The sequence below is a fragment of the Stutzerimonas sp. CXK-1 genome (assembly GCF_057738225.1).
In genome coordinates this window covers 3164753-3188779 of record NZ_CM173217.1, presented here as the reverse complement: position 1 = coordinate 3188779, position 24027 = coordinate 3164753, and the positions used below count along the sequence as shown (strand labels likewise).

Sequence of the window (24027 nt, the reverse complement as noted above, 5' to 3'; positions counted from 1 at the left end):
CGTTCTGTGCATAACCGCTGGAACAGTCGCTGCAGGCGCCGATCCGCCTGGCTTTGCGCGGGGCGATCATTTTTTGTCCGCTGTGCAGCATGCCAGAGCTGGAGTTATCCAGCGTTGCTGTGGGTCGTATTGTGGATAATTCTGGGATGAACCACTGCAAACCCCGCCAGCCGTGGCTGCGGCGAGGTTGCTCGGTTTTTGATCAGCGCCTGCTCAGGAGGGCTCGCGCTCGCTCCACTTGGCTGTGACCGTTGGTTGCCAGGCTCGCAGTCGTTCGAGCAACGCATCCGGAGTATCGCCGCGCTGCAGCATTTCACGGTACTGCGGGCGGACGAAGGCTTCGGCTACCAGGTGGTCGAGAAAGTGGCTGAGCTTGGCGTAGAAGTGGTTGGTGTCCAGCAGGCCCATCGGCTTGGCATGGTAGCCGAGCTGCCCCCAGGTCCAGACTTCGAACAGCTCTTCCAGTGTGCCCAGGCCTCCGGGCATGGCGATGAAGGCATCCGCCAGCTCGGCCATGCGCGCCTTGCGCGCATGCATCCCGTCGACGATTTCCAAGCGCGTGAGGCCAGGGTGGCCTATCTCGGCATCCTTCAGGCTCTGCGGAATGATGCCGATGACCTCTCCACCGGCAGCCAGCGCAGCGTCTGCGACCACGCCCATGAGGCCGACCGCGCCACCACCATAGACAAGCGTGATGCCCTGCTCGGCCAGGGTCCGGCCCATTGCCGCTGCCGCTTCTCGATAAACGGGATCGGTTCCCGTGCTGGCGCCGCAGAACACACAAATCGAACGCAAGACCATCTCGAACTCCGGAGGCTGTAAAAGCGCTGAGGGTAGCGTTCCGGGCTGAGCGGGCCAAGCGCTCCCCGCCTAGCCGATGCCCATCGCCGTGCAGGCGTAGTCGGCAAGCAGGCGCTCGAGCAACAGTAATCGAACATGGCATTTCTCCTTGTGACGCGAAGAGCCTAGCGCGCCTGCGAATCCACTGCCGGTTGCTTTCTTCGATCGGGGCGATAGCCATTTTGTCCAGGTTTTCGGTGGGGCGTTCTGTGGATAACCCTTTGACAGGTTGCCCCGATGCAGAGCGTGCGCGGCCTATGGCCACTTGGTCGTTTTTTGCTCAGGCACTCGGCGGGCTCGTTCCACGCGCGTTCTGGCGGTCGCAGCGCAGCCATGGATGCGGTTATCCTCAGAAGCTGTCAATGGTTCTGTGGATAACCTTTGGAGCGAGGCCGCCAGAACAGGCAGGCCGCGCCTTGTAGCGAGGCGATCATTTTTTGAGCGGCACCTGCGCTTATGCTGCGGCATTCATTACAGAGCGCCTCGTTGTTGCGCTGCGCCGGCTCGCCGACACTGGAATCTCGTTCGGATAACAAAAAGGGAGCCCGCTATGTCGCAAGCCATTCGCTTCGAAGATAAGGTCGTGATCGTCACCGGCGCCGGTGGCGGCTTGGGTCGGGCGCACGCGCTGGCATTCGCCCGGCACGGCGCCAAGGTGGTGGTCAATGACCTCGGCGGCAGCGCCCAGGGCGAGGGTGCCAACAGTCGTGCGGCCGACCGCGTCGTCGAGGAGATACGGCAGGCCGGTGGTACGGCCGTCGCCAACCATGACTCGGTGACCGAGGGTGCACGCATTGTCGAGCAGGCGCTCGACAGTTTCGGCCGGGTCGATGTGGTGGTGAACAATGCCGGGATCCTGCGTGACAAGACCTTCCACAAGATGGAGGACGCCGACTGGGATCTGGTCTACCGCGTACACGTCGAAGGCGCCTACAAGGTCACCCGTGCAGCCTGGCCGCTGATGCGCGAGCAGGGCTACGGGCGGGTCATCTTCACGGCCTCGACATCGGGTATCTACGGCAACTTCGGCCAGTCGAACTACGGCATGGCCAAGCTTGGCCTGTACGGTCTGACCCGGACGCTGGCGCTAGAGGGGCACAAGAACAACATCCTGGTCAACGCCATCGCGCCGACAGGCGGGACGCGCATGACCGAGGGGCTGATTCCGCCGCAAGTGTTCGAGCAACTCAAACCCGAGCTGGTCAGCCCGCTGGTGGTTTACCTGGCCAGCGAGCAATGCCAGGAAACGTCCGGCCTGTTCGAGGTCGGTGGTGGCTGGATGGGCAAGGTACGCTGGGAGCGCAGCCTTGGCGTGGGGTTCGATCCGCACGGTGGGTTCGACGCCGAGGATGTTGCGGCGAACTGGCAGCGCATCTGCGACTTCGAGAATGCCGCGCATCCGGCCGACAACCTCGAGGCGCTGAAGGAAATGATGGCCAACTTGCAGAAGCACGCCTGATCGTCAGGCCTGCGTCGGCTCCTGCAGCAGGCGCAGCGCCTTGATTCGCGCCTGCTGCAGGTCGCGCACGTGGTACAGGTGCCCGGCCAGGCGATGGATGCCGGCGCGGCGCAGCTTCAGGCGCACTCGGGCATTGCTGCCGCTGAGGATCAGCACCACCCCGAGCCGGCGATAGTCCACCAGCACGTTCTCCAGCGCCGCCAGCGCCGTCATGTCCAGCAAGGGGACGGCGCTGATGTCGACGATGACCACCCGCACGTCCGGATTGAAGCGCCGCAGCGCGCTCAGCGCCTTTTCCGCCGCACCGAAGAACAGCGGCCCGCGGATGGCGTAGGCGGCAACGTGCGCCGGCATGTCCTGCAGCAGGGCCCGCTGTTCACGGGACAGGGCGCCGGTGTCGGTCAGCTCGCTCATGCGCTTGATGAACAGGCCCGCGGCCAGCAGCAGGCCGACGCCAACCGCCAGCACCATGTCGAACAGCACGGTCAGTGCCAGACAGGTCAGCAGTACCAGCACGTCGCTGCGTGGCGCAATGCGTAGCACATGCAGTACGTGCGGGGCCTCGCTCATGTTCCACGCCACCATCACCAGCAGCGCGGCCAGCGCCGCCATCGGCAGGTAGCTGAACAGCGGTGCCAGCCAGAGCATCGCCAGCAGCACCACACCGGCATGAAGGATTGCGGCCATTGGCGAGAAGGCACCGGCGCGCACGTTGGCCGCCGTGCGGGCGATCGCCGCGGTGGCGGTGATGCCGCCAAACAGCGGGGCGACCAAATTGCCGATGCCCTGGCCAATCAGCTCGCCGTTGGGTTCGTGGTTGCTGCCGGTCATGCCGTCGGCCACCACGGCGCACAACAGCGACTCGATCGCCCCGAGCATGGCAATGGCAAAGGCCGGGCCGAGCAGCTGATGGAACAGCTCGTAGGAAAGCACCAGCGCAGCTCCGTCCGGCCCGGGTAGATGCCAGGGCAGGACCGGTGCAGGGAGCTGGGGCGGAATGCCGGGGTAGGTCTGGCCTCCGAGTTCATAGCTGAACCGCTCGCCGAGCGTGGCGACCGGTAGGCCGGCGGCTTCCAGCATCAGGCCGGCGACCGCGCCGAGCGCCAGCGCCACCAGATGGCCGGGAATCTTCGGTACCCAGCGTGGCCAGAGGATCAGCACCGCCAGGCAAATCGCCGCTACCAGGGCGTCGCCGAGATTGGCTCCGGGTAGCGAGCGCGCCAGCAGCAGGAGCTGTTCGACGTAATGCTGCGGCTGGCCGTCCAGCTCCAGGCCGAGCAAGTCCTTGATCTGTAATGTGGCGATGACCACGCCGATGCCGGCGGTAAAGCCGAGCGTCACCGGGTAGGGGATGAACGCGATCAGGCGCCCGGCACGCAGCAGCCCGAGGGCGATCAGGATCAAGCCGGCGAGCATGGTGCACAGCAGCAAGCCGCCGATGCCGAACTGCTGGGTGATCGGCAGCAGAATGACGACGAAGGCCGCCGTCGGTCCCGAGACATTGAAGCGCGAGCCCCCGGTCAGCGCGATCAGCGGGGCGGCGACCAGCACCGTATAGAGACCATGCTGCGGCGGTACACCCACCGCGATCGCCAGCGCCATGGCCAGCGGAATGGCAATGATGCCGACCGTCAGCCCCGCGCTGACGTCGCCACGCAAGGCGCTGGCGGTATAGCGCTGTCGCAGAGCCTGGCGAAACGCGGCGAACAACGGCGGTGCCCTCATGTCGAAACGCTCCGTGTCTGACTGCGCATTGGCGAGGCCCTTGGCGGCTTTTTCATGGATGTTAACGCCACTTTCCCGATGGACGATCGAGTACGACCTTGGTCGCAAGCGGCCACCTTGCGTTGAGCACACCGGCCGCGAGGAGTAAACTGCCGCCCCCGTGAGAATCCCGTGGAGCGCAGAAGCGATGCGTAAAGACAAGAAGCAGGTGATTGGCGAAGAGATTGGCGACGAGTCGATCAAGCTGTTTCTCGAGCCGGAACCGGCTGACGATACGCCTGCTTCGCTGCACAAGCTGATCAAGGCCTACCGTGGCCTGCGTATCGATGATTTCGAGCGATTCATCACCTTCTTCATCGAAGCAGGCTATGACCTCGAGGCACGCGACGCCCAGGGTAACGATTTCATCGATCTGGTCGCCGATCAGCGCCATGCGCGGCCATATATCGAGGCAATCGAAGCCGCTCGCGGCTGACACGGCCGACTGCAAGACCGCACCACGAAGTCCGCGACCTGGCGAGCCGTGACCCCAGGTGGCGACTGCAAGATTCGCAAATCGTTTTTCGCGCTGCAGCGCGTCGTCGAGCGCAGGGCATGGCCCGCTCCGGCGTGACGGGCGAGGGAAGGGGGCCAAAAGCCGACCTTCCGACAGCTGGCAGGCGTGCTTGCGCCTGTTTTCGAGCACTGGTTCTCGAACAGCGGTGTGGAAACCATCCTCCGTTTCCGACCGTCTGGCTGGTGGGGTTCACGTGGCTGCACACCGTGGTCGCGACAGTTTAATGCTGTGATTCTGGAGAACGCGTTAATGACGCAACACGATAGCGAAGCAGTGGATCTGGTGTTGGTGGGGGCCGGCATCATGAGCGTGACCCTCGCGGTACTGCTCAAGGAGCTCGACCCCGGCATTCGGCTGGAAATCGTCGAGCAGCAGGAATCCGGAGCCGTGGAAAGCTCCAACCCGTGGAACAATGCCGGCACCGGTCACGCCGGGCTCTGCGAGTTGAATTACACCCCCGAGGGCAAGGACGGCACGATCGACATCGCCAAGGCTGTCCATATCAACACCCAGTTCGAGGTTTCCAAGCAGTTCTGGGCCTACCTCGCCGGCCGCGAAGGCTTCGGTTCCCCACGCGACTTCATCAATCCTGTTCCGCACCTGAGCTTCGTACGCGGCAGCAAGGATATCGCCTATCTCAAGAAGCGCTTCGAGGCGATCACCCAGCATCACGCCTTCGCCGACATGACCTACAGCGAGGACCGCGCCACCCTCGCCGAGTGGATGCCGTTGATGATGCCCGGACGCGATCCGAACGAGCCGATTGCCGCGACCTATGCCGCGAACGGGACGGACGTCAATTTCGGCGCCGTGACCAACCAGATGCTCGGGTATCTGAGCAAGATCGGCGGCGTCAAGGTGTCGTACAACCAGAGAGTCACCGGCCTGGCACGCAACGCCCAGGGCTGGAAGGTCGACATCAAGAACACCCAGAGCGGCGGTTCGCGTGAAGTGCAGGCCGGCTTTGTGTTCCTCGGCGCTGGCGGCGCGGCTCTGCCGTTGCTGCAGATGTCGGGCATCGAAGAAGGGCGCGGTTTCGGTGGCTTCCCGGTGAGCGGCCAGTGGCTGCGCTGCGACAACCCCGAGGTGGTCGCCCAACACCAGGCCAAGGTCTACAGCCTGGCCGCGGTAGGCGCCCCGCCAATGTCGGTGCCGCACCTGGACACCCGAGTGGTCGACGGCCACAAGTCGTTGCTGTTCGGGCCCTATGCCGGGTTCACCACCAAATTCCTCAAGCGCGGCTCGTTCCTCGACCTGCCGCTCTCCGTGCGGCCGGGCAATATCGGCCCGATGCTCGCGGTAGCGCGCGACAACATGGATTTGACTCGCTACCTGATCAAGGAAGTGATGCAGTCCATGGAAGATCGCCTGGACACGCTGCGCGGCTTCTATCCGCAAGCCAAGGCTGAAGACTGGCGCCTGGAAATTGCTGGTCAGCGCGTGCAGATCATCAAGAAGGATCCGAAGAAAGGCGGCATTCTGCAGTTCGGGACCGAGCTGGTTTCGGCAAAGGATGGCTCGATCGCCGCACTGCTCGGTGCGTCGCCGGGCGCATCGGTTACCGTGTCCATCATGCTCGATCTGCTCGAGCGCTGCTTCCCCGAGCAGTACCGCTCCGAGGCCTGGAGCCGCAAGCTGGAGGAGATCTTCCCGGCGCGCGAAGACGTTCTGAAGAAGGACGCCGTGGCCTATCGTGAGGTGAGCACGTTGTCGGACAAGCGCCTTGGCCTAATCAGCTGACGCGGGTCTCGCGCTGTTGCAAAAGCCGCCTGGCACTCAGCGTGTCAGGCGGCTTTTTCATTGCGTGTTCGTTATGTGCGCTCAGCCAACCAAAGCGTCGTCGGGCAGGCGCTGCCCGATCCAGCCGAGGTGCGCGTGGGTCACTTCGCGCCAGGCGGCTGCGGCAGGCCGCTGGCTGGCCGTCAGCAGCATCTGGCAACAACCGGAGGCATCCAGAAGCGCGAAGTGGCGTCGGGGGCGTCGGTGCAGCAGTGGCAGCAAGCGCATGAGCGCGGTCTCTTGAGGCTCTGATGGCTGCGTTATGCCACGCCCGGGTGACAAAGGCGTGACTGGACAGCGCCGTCCGTCGGTCACTGTCGGGGGGCTGCGGCGATGGTTATACTGCCGCCCATTCCTCGTCCAACTGGAGAAGACAGCATGCTGCAACGCCTGGTGTTCGGCCTGTTTACCCTGTGTGCCCTGACGCTGACCGGCTGTGCCCTCAGCCCCCAGCAGCTCGATCCAAACCCCAAACTCACCGGGACGATCAATCCGGTCGGCCAGGGCCAGCCGGTGGTGGTGAGGGTGGTCGATGGGCGTTCGTCGCCCGCTCTCGGCACGCGCGGCGGGCTCTATCCGGAAACCAGTTCGATCATCGTGCCGGCGGACAAGCTGCTGCCCAAGCTGCAGGCGCAGACCGAGGCGGCGGTCAGGCTGCTTGGTTTCACCCCGTCGGCCAATGCCTATAACGCGCCGCAGCTGACCCTCACGCTGGCCGAGCTGAAGTACCAGTCGCCGAAAGAGGGGTTGTACGTCACCGAGGCCAACATCGGGGCGACCCTGCGCGTGGATGTGCAGAACGGCGGCCGCCGTTATAACGGGCGCTATGGGGCTTCGCTCAATCAGCGCTTCGGCATGGCGCCCAACGAGCAGACCAACACCAAGCTGGTCAGCGACGTCCTGAGCGATGCGCTGAGCCGCGTATTCCGCGATCAGAACATTGGCCAGCTGCTGGCACAGTAAGCACGGTCGAATGAAAAAGCCCGCCATTTGGCGGGCTTTTTTGTTGCGTCGCGATCAGCGCACGCCGGAGTTGCGCAGTGCGGTCGGCGTGTACTGGTTCGAGTTGGCCTTGTAGTTGTAGGTGTAGGGATTGCGTTCCTCGTTCTTCATGCCCATCACCAGATACCGGCCGGAGACCAGGTCATACAGGGTTTCCATCGAGTACAGCGGCACCTGCACATTGTAGATGTACTGGCTGTGTGCTTCGGCTACCCGCCACAGCGTACCGCGGCCATCGTAATGATCGATCTCGGCGGCCTGCCAGGTGTCCTCGTCGATGAAGAAGTGGCGCTTGGCATAGATATGGCGCTCGCCCGGCTTGAGCGTCGCCTCGACTTCCCATACGCGGTGCAGTTCGTAGCGGGTCAGGTCCTGATTGATATGGCCGGCCTGGATGATGTCTTCGTACTTGTGCTTGGGCGAGTCCAGGCGATAGGAGTTGTAAGGGATGTACAGCTCTTTCTTGCCGATCAGCTTCCACTCGTAGCGGTCCGGCGCACCGTTGAACATATCGAGGTTGTCGGAAGTCCGCAGGCCGTCGGCGGCGGTGCCCGGGCCGTCATAGGCAACCTGCGGCGCTCGGCGCACGCGGCGTTGACCGGCGTTGTAGATCCAGGCCATGCGCGGCTCCTTGACCTGGTCCAGGGTTTCGTGGACCAGCAGCACGTTGCCGGCCAGGCGCGAGGGCTCGGTGACCTGCTGCTTGAAGTAGAACAGCACGTTACCGTGCTTCTCCGGTGAGTAGTCGCTGAGGCTGTCGGTGTAGACGACCTCGTCGACGAATTTCACCAGGTTGAAGCTGCCGTTCACCTGCGGTGTGGCCTGGGCGATGACACGGCGGGCCGAACCGCCGCGGTAGCGGGTGATGTGGTTCCAGACCACCTCGAGGCCGTCCTGCGGGATCGGGAAGGCGATGGCGGTATCGAAGCCTTCGAGGCCGTTGCCGCCCCGTACCAGCTTGGCGTTGCGTGCGTTGTGTGCGGCAGCCTCGTAGATATGGGCCGGCATCGCGGCGCTGCGGCGCGTCTCGTAGACGGGCAGGCGATAGGTGTCGGGGTAGCGCTTGAGCATGGCGATCTGACCTGGGGTCAGGTTGTCCTTGTACTGCTCGTAGTTCTGCGCGGTGATGGTGAACTTCGGTTGATCACCGGGGAACGGGTCGCCGACGAAGCCGTTGTCGTCGACTGCCGCGGCGTCAATCGGCAGGCCTCCGGTCCAGGCCGGGATGGTGCCGGCGGCATTGCCGGCCTGTTCGGCGCCGATGGGCGTCAGGCTTTGGCCGAGCTTGGCGGCCTGATCCTCCGCTACGGCTGCCATGGCGCTGCTGCCGAGCAGTGCCAGTGATAGGGCCCCCAGGCTAAATAGCTTGCTTGTCATTGTTCTTATTCCTGTCTCCATGAATGGCGGGTTCCGCGCACCTGCCGATCGTTCGGTCGGTGCCGGCGGCGGTGCTCGTGTCGAGACCACCGTGCCCCTCGTCGATCTAATACAGCCTGCCGCTCTCCGGCTTGCATGGCTCTAGCTCGCTAGTTCGAGGTGTGCCGAGGGTGCCGTCGAGGCCGAAGCGCCGTCAAGGTCATACGGGTAAGGCTTGGATATCACCGTTGCGAATGGCACTTTCGCCCTTCGCTCCGTCGGAAACGCCGCGCGCTGCGCCGGCCGCTCCGGTAGACTCCGCTCGCCCGTCATGCGGGCCTCTCGATCGACCCCCTGAAGCGGAGGTAAAGATGTCGCTGCAGGCGCATTTCTCGCAGGTTCCGAACCTGGCGTTGATTCTCAATATGCTCGCGCTGCTGAGTGCCTTCACCGGCGGCTGGCTGCTGCTGGCAACCCGTTGGCGCGTGTTGCAGGCCAAGGCGCGCCAGGCCGGCGCAAGCGTGCCGGCGCTCCCCAGCCCCGAAGTGCAGCTCAACCAGGTGTTCTATCGGTTCGGTTTCGCCGGGCTTGGCCTGGCCCTGCTGTTCTCCTGGGGCAGTCGGCTGCTCTGACGACCGCCGCGCGGCTAGAGTGCCAGGCCGGTCTTCAGTCGGTACTGGTTGCGCACCGGGTTGGCGTACTGCTGAATCAGATACGGCTGTTGCACGCTCGGGCAAGCGGCCAACCGCCGGCCCCATTCAGCCTTGGCCCGCGCCACCTCTTCGGCCTCGAACAGGCTCTCGGCCGTCGGCACCTGCAGTGCGTCATCGCGCTCTTCCCACATCGCATAGGCCAGGTAGTGAACCGGGAACAGGCGATAGTTGCCGAGGATCTGCCGATCGAGCTCGGCGGCCAGCTCCTTGGCATCCTCGGGAATTCGCTGCATCGGCGCGCCAAAGGCGAGGTGAACCCGTCCCTTGTAGCCGGTGATGCCCAGCGCAATGCTGGCGTCGTCCTCGCCGGGCGCCTTGGTGTAGCTGCCGGTGGTGGCCCGGATGTACAGCTCCCGAGCCTTGGCCTGGTCGCATGGGTCGTATTCGTAGCTGATCGAGACGGCCGTCGGGCGCAGGGCGGCCAGCGCCTCGGCAAATGGCTCGTCCTTGCGGCTCATATGCAGCATCTTGAGAATTGCCGAGTCGGTGCGATCGTCCCCGTCCTTGGCACGGCCCTCCGCCTGGGCGATCCATACCGATTCACCGTCCTGGCGGATCGAATGATTGATGTAGGCCGACAGCACCTGGTAGGCCGCCAGCTTCTCGCGGCGCCCGCTGATGGAGCGGCGCACGATGAAGCTTTTGTTCAGGCGCATCAGGTCGCTGACGAAGGGGCGCTGCAGCAGGTTGTCTCCGATGGCGATGCGCGGGGTGCGCAGGCCGGCGTGGTAGACCGCGTAGTTGACGAACGCCGGGTCCATCACGATATCCCGGTGGTTGGCCAGGTAGAGGTAGGCGCGGCCTTGCTGCAACTGGTCGAGCCCCGAATAGGTCACCCCGTCGGTGGCGCGCTCGATGGTGCGATCTACATAGCTCTCAATGCGGTGTTGCAGAGCGTCGACCGAATCGATATCGGCGAATTCACGGTGCAGCCGCTTGGCGATCATCGGTTTGAGCGCCCAGCCCAGCGCGCCGGCCAGGCGCGGGAAGCGGAAGTGCGCAAGCACGTCGAGGAACTCGCGGTCGGCGAAAAGCCGGTTCATGACGGCCGGTACTTCGGCGTCGGCATAGGGGCGGATGGCTTCGAATTCGTCCATCATGTTCTCGTAAAGGAGGCGGAGGCGGCTGGCATGACGCGACGCCACGCCGCGCGCTGACGAAACGGGGCGCGGCAGCCGCACGGGAACCGCGGTCAGCGGCTCAGGTCTTTCGGTCACCCGGAGCGCCGGGCGAAATCAGGCGGCGATTATAACGATAAGTTACGCGGAGGCGCCGATGCTGGAAGTGCAGAATTATCAGTGTCCCTATTGCTGGGAAACGGTCGAGGCGGTGCTCGATCTCAGTGGCGGTGATCAGCAGTACGACGAGGATTGTCCGGTGTGCTGCCGCCCGGTGGTCTTCCTGCTGGAAACCGACGGTACCCGCTGGCAGCTCAGCGTGCGTAGAGAGGACGACTGATGCAGCGAATCTACGAGCCCTGCGACCTGCTCGAGGCGCAGGTGCTGATCGGCATGCTGGAGGCCGAAGGAATCGGCGCGTACATTGCCGGCGGCCATCTGCTCGGTGCGATGGGCGAGCTGCCTGCGCTCGGGCTGCTCGGCCTGCTGGTCGAGGATGACCAGGCCGAACGGGCACGTCAGCTGATCGCCGCGTACAATGGCGCCGAACCGCTGCCCGGCGACGAACCGGAAAGCTATCCCGGTGAACTGATCTGTTGAGTCGTGTATGTGTGGCCGCTTCGCCCTGTTCCGTTGGAATGCGGAATTCTCTGCAATCCCCGGCTTTCCTGCTGACCAGCAGCCACACTGGAGCCTTGCGCCGGGCGCGCAGGTGCTGCTGTTGCGCAGCGCGGCAGGCGGGCTGCGACTCGACCGGGTGCGCTGGGGGCTGACGCCGGCCTGGCTGACCGACTTCACTCGCACGCCGGCGCAGGCACGCTCGGAAACGCTCGCCGAGCAGCCGATGTTCCGCGAGGCCTATCAGCAGCGTCGCGGCCTGCTGCCGGCCAATGGCTTCTACGAATGGCGCGGACGCGTGCGCAAGCGGCCGTACTGGATGACCACCGAAGACTCGCTGATCTACTTCGCGGCGCTCTGGGAGCGTTACCCGGTTCAGGGCCAGGAGTACCTGAGCGCGGCCGTGGTCACCTTGCCGGCCGCCGATCAGCGCAGGCCGCTGTTGCTGTCGGGGGCAGCCTGTGCCGAATGGATCGACCCGCAGACACCCGAGCAGCGCCTGCGTGAGCTGCTGAATAGCCCGCAGCCAGCCTTGCGCGAGCGACCGCTGGCGACCTTCGTCAACGATCCGGCGCTCGATGCGCCCCAATGCCTGACGCCAGTCAACTGAGCGGCCTGCCGCGGCCCGGGTGCGCAGCGGTTGTCTGCTCGCCGGGCTGGCTCTAGGATACGGGCGGATCTTCCGGAGTACCGCCCATGCCCAAGCGCAACATTCTATCCGTGCTGGTCGCCGCCTCGCTGATGGCCGGCTGCCAGGCTGTCAACACGACCAGCGGCGGGGCCGTAGGCGTCGAGCGCAAGCAATACATGTTCAGCATGCTCTCCACTGAGCAGGTCAACCAGATGTACGCGCAGTCCTATCAGGAAACGCTGAGCGAGGCGGCGAGCAAGGGCGCGCTGGAGAAGAACAGCGCCATCAGCAAGCGCATCAACGCCATTGCCCAGCGCCTGATCGCCCAGGTCGGCGTGTTCCGACCCGATGCGGCTCAATGGGACTGGGATGTAAACGTGATCGACAGCGAAGAGCTGAATGCCAACTGCGGGCCCGGCGGCAAGATCATCTTCTACACCGGCCTGGTGGAAAAGCTGAACCTGACCGACGACGAGATCGCTGCGGTCATGGGGCATGAAATCGCGCATGCCTTGCGCGAGCATGGCCGTGAGGCGATGTCCAAGGCCTACGGCGTGCAGATGGCCACTCAGCTGGGCTCGGCCTTTGGTGTCGACGCGGGCAGCCTGCAGCTGGCGAACATGGGCGTTGAATACCTGATGACACTGCCCAACAGCCGCTCCAACGAAAACGAGGCGGACCTCATCGGGCTGGAACTGGCGGCACGTGCCGGTTACAACCCCAAGGCTGCCATCAGCCTGTGGCAGAAGATGTCGTCCGCCGGTGGCTCGGCCCCGCCGGAGTTCATGAGCACCCACCCCTCCTCGAGCAGCCGTATCGAGGCGCTGCGCAATACCGTGCCGAAGGTGATGCCCCTTTACGAGCAGGCCCGCCGCTGAGGCGGGACGTTTTGCCTAGAGTGTGGAAAGGCCGTCGCCGAGCGCGCTGTGCAACCCCAGTTGCAGGCGCGCGTTCTCCAGGTCGAGCAGGGTACTGACGTCCTCGATTTCCCCGGCGGAATTGAACGTCCATAGCGAAATCGCCGCGACGGCCAAGATCTTGTCGTTGGCCGGGCAGCCCAGCAACGGGCGGGTGAGGGTGCCCATCACCGTGCAGGTGGTGACGACCCGATGGCCTTCGCACAGGCATTCATCGACCACCACTTCCAGATCGGGAACGGCGTTGCGCACGTCGCGCACCAGTTCAGCGAAGCCGGCCGCGTTGAGCGGTTGCCCGCCTACCGAGCTCTTGTAGCTGAAATAGCGGCTCTGCAGTTGCTCGGAAAGAGCCAGGCGGCCTTTGTTCCAGCTCAGATCGATATGGGTACAGACTCGTTTCTTGCGTCCATCCGCCGACATGCAGCCTGATCTCCTCGAACGCTGGTAGGCACTGCGATCAGCACTCTACCAGCTGGCTTCGTCGGCGGATTTGCGCTGGGTATCAGCTTGAAACGATACCGCTCATGCTGACCGCCTCGTACGCTGCATAGATTGCCAGCACGGCGAACGCGGCCGCTGCGACCCGGCGAATCAGCGTCAGGGGCAGGCGGTCGGCGGCGAAGTGGCTGGCCAGCACCACCGGGACGTTGGCGATCAGCATGCCAAGGGTCGTGCCGATCACGACGAGGACCAGTTGCGGATACTGAGCTGCCAGCATCACGGTGGCGACCTGAGTCTTGTCGCCCATCTCGGCGATGAAGAACGCGATCAGCGTGGCGAGGAAAGGACCGTAGGCGCGGCCGAGCCGGGCGTCATCGTCATCGAGCCGGTCGGGAATAAGCGTCCAGACGGCGACAAGGGCAAAGCTCAGGGCGAGAATCCAGCGCAGCATCACGGGCGACAGCAGATCGGAGACGATGTTGCCGAGCAGGCCGGCAGCGGCATGGTTGGCCAGGGTGGCGACGACGATGCCCCAGATGATCGGCCAGGGGCGGCGATAGCGGGCGGCCAGGAGCAGGGCGAGGAGCTGGGTCTTGTCGCCAATTTCCGCCAGGGCAACGATGAAAGTAGGGACTGCGAGGGCTTCCAAACGGCATTCCTTGAGGGCGGGTCGAGATGATCACCATGGCACGCACCGCCTGCCCGCCCGGGTCAGGAGTACATGCCATGGGTCTTGTCAGACAGCGCCGCAGATGCGGTTCGGTCGCATACGCCATGGTCTGTGGACCAAGTGTGTTGACGCATGCCAGGCGTGCGCTTGCGCGCGCCTGAGACTACTCCCCCAGAGGACGGCGGCGAGTTTGCCGAACTGCTCGCCGTCGCGCAACCCTTGGTCGGAAAGCGGCCCTCCGCTCAGCCCTTGCGAGCCTGGTAGATGCGGAAACCATCGGCTTCGGCCAAGGTGTGGCAGGCGCCTAAACTGGCTTCGATCAGCGGCCGATAGCGCAGGAAGGCGTTGGCCACCAGACGGATTTCGCCGCCCGCGCGCAGGTGTTCGCCGGCTTTCGCCAGCAGCGCTTCGCTGGCCGCATAACTGGTGTGTACACCCTGGTGGAAGGGCGGGTTGCTGACGATCGCGTCCAGCTGCCGGGGCGCGGCATCGATGCCGTCACCGGCCAGCACTTCGCCTTGCAAACCGTTTGCGGCGAGGGTCAGCTCGCTGCTGCGGACGGCGAAGGCGTCGACATCCAGCAGCACCAGTTCGCTCGCGGGATAGCGGCGCTTCAACACCGCACCGAGAACGCCGGCGCCACAGCCGAAGTCCAGCACGCGGCCTGGCGGCAGGTCGTCCAGATGTTCCAGCAGCAGCGCACTGCCACGGTCCAGGCGGCCATGGCTGAACACGCCCGGAAGGCTGACCACCTCGAGCGGCCCGTCGGCGAGTTCGAGCCGGTAGTGCCGGGCCAGCCGGGCCAACTCCGGTGCAGCCGGCGCCTGGCTGACTTCGACTTGCCAGAGCTGACAATGCCGTGCGTTGTCCAGTTTTCGCGGCCGGCCGAAGGCCGCCAGCTGTTTGCCGGCGCGCTCGATGCCGCCGCGCTTCTCGCCGACGATGTAGAGCGGCCGACCGTGCAGGCGGGCTGCGAGTGCCTGCTGCAGATAATCGGCCAGCTCGCGCGACTTGGGGAGAAACAGCACGGCTCCGGCCAGATCCTCATCCGGGGCCTCGGTGCCGAAGTGGCAGCGGCCTTGGTAGCGCGCCTCCAGGCGTTGCCAGTCGCCGGCGTGCCAGGTCCAGCCGCGGGCATCGACCAGCCGGCCCAGCAGGTCGTCGGCGGGCAGGCCGACCAGCAGCAGTTGGCCGGTGAACAGCTCGGCCTGGCGCAGCAGAACTTCGCTTCGAGGGTCCATGATGCCTCCCTGAAAAGCCGCGCAGCTTACCAGTCCGGATCGCTGTGCCGACAGTCAGCCGACCTGGCGCAGCGGTGTGCCAGCAAAGAAAGCCGCGGCGTTTTCGGCCATCTGCTCGACAATGCGCTGTCGCGCTTCGCGGCTGCCCCATGCGCTGTGCGGCGTCACGATCAGGCGCGGTATGTCGGTGGCCAGCAGCGGGTTGTCGTCCTGCGGTGGTTCGCTGGTCAGCACGTCGGTGGCCGCGCCACCGAGGTGGCCTGTGCGCAGCGCGTCAGCCAGGGCCTGTTCGTTGACCAGGCCGCCGCGCGCCGCGTTGATCAGAAAGGCCCCCGGTTTCATCATGCGCAGCTCGCGCTCGCCGATCAGATCGCGCGTCTGTTCGGTGAGCGGACAATGCAGGGTCAGGGCATCGACCTGCGGCAACAATTCGTCGAGGTCGAGCCGCTCGGGCCGGGCGGGGCGCCCGGGCAGATTGCCGACCAGGACCTGCATGCCGAACGCCTCGGCCAGGCGTGCCACCGCGCTGCCCAGCTCGCCATGGCCGAGCAGCCCGAGCTTCTTGCCGGCGAGCTCGACGATCGGGTAGTCCAACAGGCAGAACTGGCCGCTCTGCTGCCAGCGGCCCTGGGCGACCGCCACCTGATAATCCGGAAGGCGGGTTGCCAGCGCCAGCAGCAGCGCCAGCGTATGCTGCGCGACCGTCGGCGTGCCGTACGCCTGGCAATTGCACACGGTTATGCCCAGTCGACGGGCGGCAGCCAGGTCGATGTTGTTGACGCCCGTGGCGGCGACCAGAATCAGCTTCAGGTCAGGGCAGGCGGAAAGCGTCTCGTCGCTCAGCGCGACCTTGTTGACGATGGCCACCTGGGCACCGCGCAGTCGCTCGACGATGTCCTGTGCTGGGGTCTGCTCGTAACAGTCGAAGGTCTCGAAGGCATCGCGCAGGGCGGAGAAATCCAGGTCGCCCTGGTCGAGCGGGGCGAGGTCGAGAAAGACGGCGCGTTTTGACATCAACTGTACCTTTTCGGATCGGGCGGGGCGGATCGACAATGCCCCGAGCAGGTTTCTAGCGGAGGTGATCGTGTATTGGATGGAATTTCTGACAGTCGCTCTGGTGCATCTGCTGGCCGTCGCCAGCCCCGGGCCGGATTTTGCGGTGGTGGTGCGCGAGAGCGTCACCCAAGGCCAGCGAGCCGGGTTGTGGACCGCGCTTGGCGTGGGCAGCGGCATCTTCGTGCACATCGCCTATTCGCTGCTGGGCATCGGCCTGATCGTCTCGCAGTCGATCCTGCTGTTCAACCTCTTCAAGTGGCTGGCTGCCGGCTACCTGGTCTATCTGGGCTGGAAGGCGCTGCGCGCCAGGCCGCAACTCGAGGCGGCGACGCTGACGGCGGGCCCGGTACCGACGCGGCGCGCGCGTCAGGCGTTCACCGTGGGCTTTGTCACCAACGGTCTGAACCCGAAGGCCACGCTGTTCTTCCTGTCGTTATTCACCGTGGTTATCAGCCACGATACTCCGCTGGCAGTGCAAGCCGGTTACGGGCTATATCTGGCCTGCGCCACGACGCTCTGGTTCTGCCTGGTGGCCTGGCTGTTCAGCCGGGACCGCGTGCGAGCAGGCTTCGCACGCATGGGGCACTGGTTCGATCGTGTGACCGGTGCCGTACTGATCGCGCTCGGCGCACGCCTGGCGCTGAGCGAGATCGGCTAGCACGCAGACGCATCCGGAAATAATCCGCCGGTTTGCCCTGGCGCGGCCCGTTCTAGAGTGGCGTTACAACTCCAACAAGAAACAGGAAGCCGTCATGTTGCAGACCCGCGTGATCAAGCCCGCCGCCAATGCCTATCCGTATCCTCTGCTGATCAAGCGCCTGCTGTTGTCCGGGCTGCGCTATGAGCGAACCCGTGAAATCGTCTACCGCGACCAGCTGCGCTTCGACTACCGCACGCTGAACCAGCGCATCGCGCGCCTGGCCAATGTGCTCACGGCGGCCGGCGTCAAGGCGGGGGATACGGTGGCGGTAATGGACTGGGACAGTCATCGCTACCTGGAATGCATGTTCGCCATTCCGATGATCGGTGCGGTGGTGCACACCATCAACGTGCGCCTGTCGCCCGAGCAAATCCTCTACACGATGAACCATGCCGAGGATCGTTTCGTCCTGGTCAACCGCGATTTCGCGGCCCTCTACCAGGGGATCGCCGGGCAACTGACCACGGTGGAGAAGACCCTGCTGATCAGCGACGGTGAGGCCGGCGAGGCGCAATTGCCGGACTGCATCGGCGAGTACGAGAGCCTGCTTGCTGCAGCGTCGCCCGAATACGACTTCCCCGACTTCGACGAGGACTCGGTCGCCACGACGTTCTACACCACCGGCACCACCGGCAATCCCAAGGGCGTGTACTTCACCCATCGTCAGCTGGTGCTGCACACCCTGGCTACCGCGGTCACCGTCGGCTGCCGCGAGAATCCGCGGCTGATGGGCTCGGGCGACGTCTACATGCCGATTACGCCGATGTTTCACGTGCATGCCTGGGGCTTGCCATACGTGGCCACCATGCTTGGCCTCAAACAGGTCTACCCGGGGCGTTACGACCCCGAGTTGCTGATCGACCTGTGGCGCCGCGAAGGCGTGACCTTCTCGCATTGCGTGCCGACCATCGTGCAGATGCTGCTCAACGCCAAGGCCGCGCAGGGCGCCGATTTTGCCGGCTGGAAGATCACCATTGGCGGCAGCGCGCTCACCCGTGGCCTCTACGACCTGGCCAAGGCGCGCGGGATGGAGCTGATCGCCGCGTATGGCATGTCCGAAACCTGCCCGCTGATTTCCGGCGCGCACATCAACGACGAACTGCTTGCCGCCGATGAAGAGGCGCGCATCCAGTTTCGTCTCAAGGCCGGCGTCCCGGTCGTGCTGGTGGACGCGGCGATTCAGGCACCCGATGGCAGCTTCCTGCCAGCCGATGGCCAGTCGCAGGGCGAGCTGGTGCTGCGCGCGCCCTGGCTGACGCAGGGCTATTTCAACGAGCCGGAAAAGAGCGAGGAGCTCTGGGCCGGTGGCTGGCTGCATACCGGCGATGTGGCGACGCTCGACGAGATGAGCAACATCGACATCCGTGACCGCATCAAGGATGTGATCAAGACCGGTGGCGAGTGGATTTCCTCGCTCGCCCTTGAAGGGCTGATCAGCCGGCACCCTGCTGTGCGCGAGGTCGCGGTGGTCGGCGTGCCGGATGAGCGCTGGGGCGAGCGGCCGTTCGCACTGCTCGTGCTGGGCGCCGGCGAGCAGCTCGATGCGCGTGGGCTGCAGCAGTTTCTCGAGCCCGCGGTAGCCGAAGGTCTGATCAATAAGTGGGCCGTACCCCAGCAGATCGCCGCGGTCGCGGAAATTCCCAAGACCAGTGTCGGCAAGCTCGACAAGAAGCGCATCCGCAGCGACATCGCCGCCTGGACGAAGGCGGGCTCGGCCCAGGTGTCGTCTCTGTAGCGCGTCACGGCCAGGCATCGGGCGGGCCTGGCCGGCGGCTCGTCGGTGCGCGCGGGCGCCGACCTGCTGCAGGCGGCGAGCTGGCTATTGAAACCAGCGTCGGCCGCCGCCATTTTCATCGGCAATTCCGCTCGCTTCAGGATCCGCCATGCACACCGCCACAGCCGCGCTCATCCGCGAGACCTTCCCCGTCGGCCCTTTGCAGTGCAACTGCACGATCATCGGCGATCCGCTGACCGGCAAGGCCCTGGTCGTCGATCCGGGCGGCGACCCGGAGCGGATCATGGCGCGGCTGGAGGCGCTCGGGCTGCGGCTGGTCAGCATCATCCACACCCATGCGCATCTGGACCATTTTCTGGCGTCCGGACAAATGAAGGAGCGAACCGGTGCCACGCTGCATCTGCACAAGGACGACCAGTTCCTCTGGGACAACCTCGAGCTGCAATGCCGCATGTTCGGCGTGCCCTACACGCCGGTGCCGGCACCGGATCGCTGGCTGTCCGACGACGAGGAGCTGGCCTGCGGCTGCGGGGTGGCGTTGCACACGCCCGGGCATACGCCGGGTTCGATGAGCTTCTGGTTCGCCGATGCCAAGCTGCTGATTGCCGGTGACACCCTGTTTCGCCGCGGCATAGGCCGGACCGACCTGTGGGGTGGCGATTATTCGACCATCGAGCGTTCCATCCGCCAGCGCCTTTATCGCCTCGACGAAGACGCCACCGTAGTGACCGGGCATGGTCCCGACACCTGCCTGGGCGAGGAAATGCGCGAAAACCCCTTCGTCCGAGCCTGAAAGGGCCGAAGCGTGGCACACCGCGCGGCCACCTGCGGTAGCGGGTGGTAAGCTCTGGGCCTGGCCGGTGCGTTGTGTGCCCGGTCTGATCATCGAAGGACATAGGAACGCGTTATGAAGACCCTGAGCAAGTTTTCCGCCATGGCAGTAGGCGTCGCGCTGCTGGCAGGCTGCACCACCAACCCTTATACCGGCGAGCGCGAGGCGGGCAAGGCGGGCGTCTACGGCGGGATTGGCGCCGTCACCGGCGCGGTCATCGGTGCAGCCACCTCGAGCAAGAAAGACCGCACCAAGGGCGCGCTCATCGGGGCGGCGGTGGGTGGCGCCGCAGCGGGTGGCTACGGTTATTACGTCGACACCCAGGAAGCCAAGCTGCGGCAGACGCTGCAGGGCACCGGCGTTCAGGTGCAGCGCAACGGTGACAACCTGACGCTGATCATGCCCGGCAACATCACGTTCGCCAGTAATTCGGCGGACATCTCCAGTTCCTTCTACCCGACCCTCAATTCGCTGGTGCAAGTGTTCAAGGAGTTCAACAAGAACGGCGTCGAGATCGTCGGTCATACCGACAGCACCGGCTCGATGCAGCTGAACCAGGATCTGTCCAATCGTCGCGCGCAGAGCGTGGCGGCCTACCTCACCGCCAATGGTGTCGCAGCGTCGCGTATCTCGGCATTCGGTGTTGGGCCGAACCAACCGATCGCCAGCAACGACACCGCCGCGGGGCGCGCGCAGAACCGCCGCGTGGAGATCAATCTCCGTCCGCTCTGAGCGTTTTGACCTGGCGAGGCTAGGGCAGGCCTCGCCGGTGACGTGAAACAGGCGTCAAATATCCTTCAGGCTGCGCTTTTTCTATGGAACCTCTCCGCACGCTTCGACTCTCAAACGGTTGAAGCACGCCAGTAGTGGCGCAGAGGAGGTCGAATGGAAGATCGTCCCGCTTTCCATTCCCGCAAGCCTTGGCTGCCGCTGCTCGTCACGCTGGCGCTCATGGCGGGGCTGGGTGGCTGGATCGGCTGGCAATGGCATGCCCAGGAAAGCCGAACCCGGATCGAGCAGGAGCAGCGTTTCACGTTCGCGGTCGACGACATCGAGCAGACGCTGCGTGCGCGCATGCGCGCCTACGAGATGGTGCTGCGCGGCATGGCGGGGCTCTACGCCGGCAGCGCCGAGCTGCATGCCGAGGAATGGGGGCGAGCCTCCGACCAGCTGCAACTGCAGGACTTCTATCCCGGTATCCAGGCCGTGGCACTGGCCCGCTACGCCACCCGCGAGACGATCGTCCCGCTGGTCGAATCGATCCGAGCTGGCGGGCGCCCCCTGTTTCGCATCTATCCGCAAGGCCTGCGCGACGAGTACCTGTTCGTCGAGCACATCCACCCGACCGACTGGCGCAATCGGCGGGTGATGGGCTTTGACATGTTCAGCGAGGCGACCCGGCGCGAAGCGATCGTCGCCGCACGCGACAGCGGCAACCCGGTGCTCACCGGCCCCCTGCGCCTGAAGCAGGAAACCGAGCAGGATGTGCAGAGCGGCGTGCTGCTGTACTTCCCCCTGTACCGGCCGAACTCGCCGATCACTACCGTGGAAGAACGCCGCCGCGCCTTCTTCGGCACCATGCATGGCGCCTTTCGCCTGACCGACCTGATGGAAGGCATCCTCGGTTCGCGTAGCGACAGCCTGCTGCTGCAGTTGTTTGATGCCGGCAACCCAGAGGTGCCGCTACTGGCCGGGCGTGGCGGCATCGACCCGAACGCGCGCTTTCAGCGCACGCGCAACATCTACATGTACGGCCGCAGCTGGCAGTTGAAGGTCGCCAGTACGCGGCAGTACGAGGCCGCCGCGCAGCGCAGCTCGCTCGGCTTCAACCTGCTGCCGACGCTGGCCGCGGCCATGCTGTTTTCCCTGCTGGTCGGCGGCTATCTCTATCTTCGCGAGCGGGCCTTGCGCCAGAGCGAGGCCGCAAGCCTGCTCGCCCGCGAGCGGGAGGCGCGTTTTCGCCAGCTGATCGAACAACTGCCGGTAGCCACGCTGCTATGCAACGCCAGCGGGCGAATCGAGCTGGCCAACCAGAGTGCGGCGAACCTCTTGGGCAGCAGCACGTCGCTGCTCGCCGGCGAGCGTGCCAGCCGCTACCTGCCGGAGCTGACGAGCAGCGACTCGGCGTCGCTGCGGGTGACGGCGACCCAGCAGGAAACCCAGGCAATTCGCGAGGACGGCAACCCGATTCCGGTGGCGCTCAGCCAGACCAGCTTCAAACAGGACGACGCCCTGTTCTATGTGGTCAACCTCGTCGATCTGCAGGCGCGCAAGCGCGACGAGGAGCGCTTTCGCAATGTCGTCGAAGCCTCGCCGAATGCCTTCGTGCTGGTCGACAGCCACGGCGTCATCGTCATGGTCAATCGCCAGACCGAGCTGCTGTTTGGCTACAACCGCCAGGAGCTGCTCGGCCAGGCCCTGGAAATTCTCCTGCCCGAAGCCACCCGCGAGGCGCATCGAGGGCTGCGCCAGGCCTTCAGCGAACATCCGGAGCCGCGGCGCATGGGTAGCAACCGCGAGCTGTTCGGCCGTCATCGCGATGGCAGCCTGTTGCCGGTGGAGATCGGTCTGTCGCCGCTGCGCAGCGGCGACGAAGTCCTGGTGCAGGCGGTGATCATCGACATCAGCCATCGCAAGGCGGCCGAGCGGCGGCTGCGCGACCAGGCCGACCAGCTGGCGGTGGCCAACCGTTACAAGTCCGAATTTCTCGCCAACATGTCGCATGAGCTGCGCACACCGCTCAACAGCATCCTCATTCTCAGCGATCAGCTGCGGCAGAACGCTCAGGGCAACCTCAGCGAAAAGCAGGTGCGCCACGCCGATATCATGCATCGCGCCGGCCACGACCTGCTGCAGATGATCAATGACGTGCTCGACCTGGCCCGTATCGAATCCGGCCACATGCAGCTCAGTCTCGAGCCGGTCGACCTGCGGCAATTGCTCGACGAGGCGCAGGCGGCGCTCGGGCCGATGGCGGCACAGAAGGGCTTGACCCTGACCACGACGCTCGAGCCTGGCGCACCGATCAGCCTGGACAGCGACCGGATCCGTCTGCAGCAGATCCTGCGCAACCTGCTCACCAATGCGCTGAAGTTCACCGAACGCGGGCGCGTCGAGGTGAAGATTCGCTGCAAGGAAGGCGCCGCTGCGCACGAATGCGCGGTGCTGCAGATCGTCGTATGCGACACCGGGATCGGCATTCCTGCCGAGGAGCAGGAACGAATCTTCCAGGCGTTCCAGCAGATCGACGGCTCGATCAGCCGCCAGTACGGCGGCACCGGGCTGGGGCTGGCCATCACGCGGCAACTGGTCGAGGTGCTGGGCGGCCGCATCGCGGTCGAGAGCGAACCGGGCAAGGGCTCGTGCTTCAGCGTGGAGTTCGGGCTGCCGCGCCATACGCCCAGCGCCCCCCGCCCGGAGCGCGCCCCGCTGATCTCCCGGCAGGAGGGCGCGGCGCCCGGCGTGTTGATCATCGAGGACGATGCCGACTTCGCCTCGGTGGTGGCCGAGGTCGCGCACACCCATGGCTTCGCCCCGCTGGTGTGCGCGGACGGCGAGCAGGGTATCGAAGCCTTGCGCCATGGGCGTTTCGCCGCGGTGATCCTCGACATCCTGCTGCCGGACGTCAGTGGCTGGGAGATCTACCGTCAGTTGCGCAACGATGAGCGTCATCAGCGCATGCCAGTGGTGATCATTTCCTGCGTGCCGCAGCCGGGCGAGTGGCACGACGACCTCGGGCGCTATCTGATGAAGCCGGTTTCGCAGGCCTCGCTCGAGCGGCTGTTCATCGAACTCGGCCGGCGTGAAAGCAATCCGCTGCGCCTGCTGCTGGTCGAGGCCGATCCGCGCCGGCGTGCGCAGCTACGTGATTATCTCGAGCGGCTCGGCTACAGCGTCAGCGTTACCGGCACCAGCGAGGCGGCGAGGCTGGCCTTCGCCGAACGCGCCTACGGCGTACTGGTCGTCGACTATGAACTCCCCGATGCACAGGGAAGCGATCTGCTCGATGCGCTCGATCGGCTACGGCCATTGAAGGAGGTAAGGGTGGTGGTACTGAGTGAGACGGCTCCCGATGCAGCGCAGCTTTCCCGGCTGCAGCGCTATCCCGTGACGCTTTTATCGCGCGCGGACGAACTGCAGGCGCTGGGCGAAGCCCTGAACGTGCACGGACATTCACAGTTCATGTCGGCCGAACGCAGCGTCGCGTTGGGACAGCGCGTGCTGCTGGTCGACGAGGACGTGCGCCTGCTGTACTCGCTGACCGGGGACCTGGATACGCTCGGCCTGCAGGTGGAGGCGGTCACCGGTCCCGGCGAGGCGCTGCAGCGCTTCGATGACGGCGCCTTCGATCTGGTCATGATCGACATGAGTCGGGCCGAGAGCGAAGCTGCAGAACTGCCGCGCCGGCTGAAAGAGGAGCACGCCTGCCAGGTCCCGGTGATTGCGCTGCTGGCGCAGCCCGACGAGGCCGCGCGTGCCCTGGCCGGCGGAGCTGATGCCTGGCTGGCCAAGCCGGTCACCCATGAGGCGCTGCTGTCGGTGTTGGAGCAGAGCCTCGGGCTGCGGAGACCGGGTATCGATGAGGAGGAGTAACGTCTTGCGTCCTGCCAATCCGCTAAGCGCCCAGCCGGGGCGCAG

The 24027-nt window shown here is 65.2% G+C and carries 23 protein-coding genes and 1 riboswitch; of the genes, 14 read left to right on the top strand and 9 right to left on the bottom strand.

The genetic code is table 11. The features are described from left to right. Positions 1–213: 213 nt before the first annotated feature. Positions 214–801, bottom strand: coding sequence for a cytokinin riboside 5'-monophosphate phosphoribohydrolase (locus AC0KXH_RS15170; RefSeq protein ID WP_043221663.1), 588 nt, complete (start codon positions 799–801; stop codon positions 214–216). A 589-nt stretch (positions 802–1390) separates the two neighbouring features. Between AC0KXH_RS15170 and AC0KXH_RS15165 the strand changes: the two genes are divergently transcribed. Then, a complete protein-coding gene (locus AC0KXH_RS15165; protein ID WP_213149670.1) occupies positions 1391–2299 on the top strand; it encodes an SDR family oxidoreductase in 909 nt (302 codons plus the stop codon). Positions 2300–2302: 3 nt separating this feature from the next. On the opposite strand, the gene dauA is transcribed toward AC0KXH_RS15165, so the two are convergent. Beyond that, positions 2303–4024 carry a C4-dicarboxylic acid transporter DauA gene (dauA, locus tag AC0KXH_RS15160; protein WP_488223642.1) on the bottom strand — a complete coding sequence of 574 codons (1722 nt, stop codon included), beginning with the start codon at positions 4022–4024 and terminating at the stop codon, positions 2303–2305. A gap of 187 nt (positions 4025–4211) precedes the next feature. Here dauA and AC0KXH_RS15155 point away from each other — a divergent pair, with 187 nt between their 5' ends. Both AC0KXH_RS15155 and mqo read left to right on the top strand, forming a co-directional pair. After that, the gene (locus tag AC0KXH_RS15155; RefSeq protein ID WP_041104064.1) at positions 4212–4499 is read left to right on the top strand and encodes a PA4642 family protein; all 288 of its coding nucleotides are present in this window, start codon (positions 4212–4214) and stop codon (positions 4497–4499) included. Between the two features lie 330 nt (positions 4500–4829). Then, the gene (gene mqo, locus AC0KXH_RS15150) at positions 4830–6320 is read left to right on the top strand and encodes a malate dehydrogenase (quinone) (RefSeq protein WP_041104066.1); all 1491 of its coding nucleotides are present in this window, start codon (positions 4830–4832) and stop codon (positions 6318–6320) included. Between the two features lie 81 nt (positions 6321–6401). On the opposite strand, the gene AC0KXH_RS15145 is transcribed toward mqo, so the two are convergent. Continuing rightward, positions 6402–6587, bottom strand: a complete 186-nt coding sequence (locus AC0KXH_RS15145) for a hypothetical protein (RefSeq protein WP_043221658.1) — start codon at positions 6585–6587, stop codon at positions 6402–6404. A gap of 150 nt (positions 6588–6737) precedes the next feature. Between AC0KXH_RS15145 and AC0KXH_RS15140 the strand changes: the two genes are divergently transcribed. Further along, positions 6738–7322, top strand: coding sequence for a YajG family lipoprotein (locus AC0KXH_RS15140; RefSeq protein ID WP_041104071.1), 585 nt, complete (start codon positions 6738–6740; stop codon positions 7320–7322). Between the two features lie 54 nt (positions 7323–7376). Here the strand turns inward: AC0KXH_RS15140 and AC0KXH_RS15135 are convergent, their stop codons facing one another. Continuing rightward, complete coding sequence (locus tag AC0KXH_RS15135) at positions 7377–8738, bottom strand: DUF1329 domain-containing protein (RefSeq protein ID WP_213149672.1); 1362 nt, start codon at positions 8736–8738, stop codon at positions 7377–7379. A gap of 350 nt (positions 8739–9088) precedes the next feature. Between AC0KXH_RS15135 and AC0KXH_RS15130 the strand changes: the two genes are divergently transcribed. Beyond that, positions 9089–9349 carry a hypothetical protein gene (locus AC0KXH_RS15130; protein WP_165562854.1) on the top strand — a complete coding sequence of 87 codons (261 nt, stop codon included), beginning with the start codon at positions 9089–9091 and terminating at the stop codon, positions 9347–9349. Between the two features lie 14 nt (positions 9350–9363). Here AC0KXH_RS15130 and AC0KXH_RS15125 read toward each other — a convergent pair whose 3' ends face one another. Continuing rightward, a complete protein-coding gene (locus tag AC0KXH_RS15125) occupies positions 9364–10530 on the bottom strand; it encodes a 1-acyl-sn-glycerol-3-phosphate acyltransferase (RefSeq protein WP_488223641.1) in 1167 nt (388 codons plus the stop codon). Between the two features lie 175 nt (positions 10531–10705). Here AC0KXH_RS15125 and AC0KXH_RS15120 point away from each other — a divergent pair, with 175 nt between their 5' ends. The 4 genes from AC0KXH_RS15120 to AC0KXH_RS15105 all read left to right on the top strand — a co-directional run bounded on the left by AC0KXH_RS15120 (position 10706) and on the right by AC0KXH_RS15105 (position 12675). Then, a complete protein-coding gene (locus AC0KXH_RS15120) occupies positions 10706–10888 on the top strand; it encodes a CPXCG motif-containing cysteine-rich protein (RefSeq protein WP_041104140.1) in 183 nt (60 codons plus the stop codon). Beyond that, complete coding sequence (locus AC0KXH_RS15115; RefSeq protein WP_041104143.1) at positions 10888–11148, top strand: putative signal transducing protein; 261 nt, start codon at positions 10888–10890, stop codon at positions 11146–11148. The genes AC0KXH_RS15120 and AC0KXH_RS15115 overlap by 1 nt, the downstream gene beginning before the upstream one ends. A 7-nt stretch (positions 11149–11155) precedes the next feature. Next, positions 11156–11776 (top strand): SOS response-associated peptidase, encoded by a 621-nt coding sequence (locus AC0KXH_RS15110; RefSeq protein ID WP_488223640.1) that lies wholly within the window; start codon positions 11156–11158, stop codon positions 11774–11776. Positions 11777–11862: 86 nt separating this feature from the next. Further along, a complete protein-coding gene (locus AC0KXH_RS15105) occupies positions 11863–12675 on the top strand; it encodes a M48 family metallopeptidase (protein ID WP_041104146.1) in 813 nt (270 codons plus the stop codon). Between the two features lie 15 nt (positions 12676–12690). On the opposite strand, the gene AC0KXH_RS15100 is transcribed toward AC0KXH_RS15105, so the two are convergent. The 4 genes from AC0KXH_RS15100 to AC0KXH_RS15085 all read right to left on the bottom strand — a co-directional run bounded on the left by AC0KXH_RS15100 (position 12691) and on the right by AC0KXH_RS15085 (position 16080). Next, positions 12691–13134 carry an ester cyclase gene (locus tag AC0KXH_RS15100; RefSeq protein ID WP_041104148.1) on the bottom strand — a complete coding sequence of 148 codons (444 nt, stop codon included), beginning with the start codon at positions 13132–13134 and terminating at the stop codon, positions 12691–12693. Between the two features lie 82 nt (positions 13135–13216). After that, a complete protein-coding gene (locus tag AC0KXH_RS15095; RefSeq protein ID WP_213149674.1) occupies positions 13217–13804 on the bottom strand; it encodes a TMEM165/GDT1 family protein in 588 nt (195 codons plus the stop codon). A gap of 16 nt (positions 13805–13820) precedes the next feature. Next, a riboswitch (yybP-ykoY riboswitch) is annotated at positions 13821–14003 on the bottom strand. Between the two features lie 64 nt (positions 14004–14067). Next, complete coding sequence (locus AC0KXH_RS15090; RefSeq protein WP_488223639.1) at positions 14068–15066, bottom strand: methyltransferase; 999 nt, start codon at positions 15064–15066, stop codon at positions 14068–14070. A 54-nt stretch (positions 15067–15120) separates the two neighbouring features. Then, a complete protein-coding gene (locus tag AC0KXH_RS15085) occupies positions 15121–16080 on the bottom strand; it encodes a 2-hydroxyacid dehydrogenase (protein ID WP_488223638.1) in 960 nt (319 codons plus the stop codon). Positions 16081–16150: 70 nt separating this feature from the next. On the opposite strand from AC0KXH_RS15085, the gene AC0KXH_RS15080 reads away from it, so the two are divergent. The 5 genes from AC0KXH_RS15080 to AC0KXH_RS15060 all read left to right on the top strand — a co-directional run bounded on the left by AC0KXH_RS15080 (position 16151) and on the right by AC0KXH_RS15060 (position 23982). Then, positions 16151–16780 carry a LysE family translocator gene (locus AC0KXH_RS15080; RefSeq protein ID WP_041104155.1) on the top strand — a complete coding sequence of 210 codons (630 nt, stop codon included), beginning with the start codon at positions 16151–16153 and terminating at the stop codon, positions 16778–16780. A 94-nt stretch (positions 16781–16874) separates the two neighbouring features. Then, complete coding sequence (locus AC0KXH_RS15075; protein ID WP_312570821.1) at positions 16875–18557, top strand: fatty acid--CoA ligase; 1683 nt, start codon at positions 16875–16877, stop codon at positions 18555–18557. 148 nt (positions 18558–18705) lie between these two features. Continuing rightward, positions 18706–19350, top strand: a complete 645-nt coding sequence (locus AC0KXH_RS15070) for an MBL fold metallo-hydrolase (protein WP_043221647.1) — start codon at positions 18706–18708, stop codon at positions 19348–19350. Between the two features lie 114 nt (positions 19351–19464). Next, positions 19465–20121: a YiaD family glycine zipper/OmpA-like lipoprotein gene (locus AC0KXH_RS15065; protein ID WP_061337517.1), complete on the top strand. Its 657-nt coding sequence runs from the start codon at positions 19465–19467 to the stop codon at positions 20119–20121. A gap of 153 nt (positions 20122–20274) precedes the next feature. Continuing rightward, positions 20275–23982 carry a CHASE domain-containing protein gene (locus AC0KXH_RS15060; protein WP_488223637.1) on the top strand — a complete coding sequence of 1236 codons (3708 nt, stop codon included), beginning with the start codon at positions 20275–20277 and terminating at the stop codon, positions 23980–23982. Positions 23983–24027: the final 45 nt, after the last annotated feature.

Excerpts from the sequence above, each read along its gene's own strand:
- AC0KXH_RS15170 (WP_043221663.1), bottom strand. The coding sequence starts at position 801 with ATGGTCTTGCGTTCGATTTGTGTGTTCTGCGGCGCCAGCACGGGAACC.
- AC0KXH_RS15165 (WP_213149670.1), top strand. The coding sequence starts at position 1,391 with ATGTCGCAAGCCATTCGCTTCGAAGATAAGGTCGTGATCGTCACCGGC.
- dauA (WP_488223642.1), bottom strand. The coding sequence starts at position 4,024 with ATGAGGGCACCGCCGTTGTTCGCCGCGTTTCGCCAGGCTCTGCGACAG.
- AC0KXH_RS15155 (WP_041104064.1), top strand. The coding sequence starts at position 4,212 with ATGCGTAAAGACAAGAAGCAGGTGATTGGCGAAGAGATTGGCGACGAG.
- mqo (WP_041104066.1), top strand. The coding sequence starts at position 4,830 with ATGACGCAACACGATAGCGAAGCAGTGGATCTGGTGTTGGTGGGGGCC.
- AC0KXH_RS15145 (WP_043221658.1), bottom strand. The coding sequence starts at position 6,587 with ATGCGCTTGCTGCCACTGCTGCACCGACGCCCCCGACGCCACTTCGCG.
- AC0KXH_RS15140 (WP_041104071.1), top strand. The coding sequence starts at position 6,738 with ATGCTGCAACGCCTGGTGTTCGGCCTGTTTACCCTGTGTGCCCTGACG.
- AC0KXH_RS15135 (WP_213149672.1), bottom strand. The coding sequence starts at position 8,738 with ATGACAAGCAAGCTATTTAGCCTGGGGGCCCTATCACTGGCACTGCTC.
- AC0KXH_RS15130 (WP_165562854.1), top strand. The coding sequence starts at position 9,089 with ATGTCGCTGCAGGCGCATTTCTCGCAGGTTCCGAACCTGGCGTTGATT.
- AC0KXH_RS15125 (WP_488223641.1), bottom strand. The coding sequence starts at position 10,530 with ATGATGGACGAATTCGAAGCCATCCGCCCCTATGCCGACGCCGAAGTA.
- AC0KXH_RS15120 (WP_041104140.1), top strand. The coding sequence starts at position 10,706 with ATGCTGGAAGTGCAGAATTATCAGTGTCCCTATTGCTGGGAAACGGTC.
- AC0KXH_RS15115 (WP_041104143.1), top strand. The coding sequence starts at position 10,888 with ATGCAGCGAATCTACGAGCCCTGCGACCTGCTCGAGGCGCAGGTGCTG.
- AC0KXH_RS15110 (WP_488223640.1), top strand. The coding sequence starts at position 11,156 with ATGTGTGGCCGCTTCGCCCTGTTCCGTTGGAATGCGGAATTCTCTGCA.
- AC0KXH_RS15105 (WP_041104146.1), top strand. The coding sequence starts at position 11,863 with ATGCCCAAGCGCAACATTCTATCCGTGCTGGTCGCCGCCTCGCTGATG.
- AC0KXH_RS15100 (WP_041104148.1), bottom strand. The coding sequence starts at position 13,134 with ATGTCGGCGGATGGACGCAAGAAACGAGTCTGTACCCATATCGATCTG.
- AC0KXH_RS15090 (WP_488223639.1), bottom strand. The coding sequence starts at position 15,066 with ATGGACCCTCGAAGCGAAGTTCTGCTGCGCCAGGCCGAGCTGTTCACC.
- AC0KXH_RS15085 (WP_488223638.1), bottom strand. The coding sequence starts at position 16,080 with ATGTCAAAACGCGCCGTCTTTCTCGACCTCGCCCCGCTCGACCAGGGC.
- AC0KXH_RS15075 (WP_312570821.1), top strand. The coding sequence starts at position 16,875 with ATGTTGCAGACCCGCGTGATCAAGCCCGCCGCCAATGCCTATCCGTAT.
- AC0KXH_RS15070 (WP_043221647.1), top strand. The coding sequence starts at position 18,706 with ATGCACACCGCCACAGCCGCGCTCATCCGCGAGACCTTCCCCGTCGGC.
- AC0KXH_RS15065 (WP_061337517.1), top strand. The coding sequence starts at position 19,465 with ATGAAGACCCTGAGCAAGTTTTCCGCCATGGCAGTAGGCGTCGCGCTG.
- AC0KXH_RS15060 (WP_488223637.1), top strand. The coding sequence starts at position 20,275 with ATGGAAGATCGTCCCGCTTTCCATTCCCGCAAGCCTTGGCTGCCGCTG.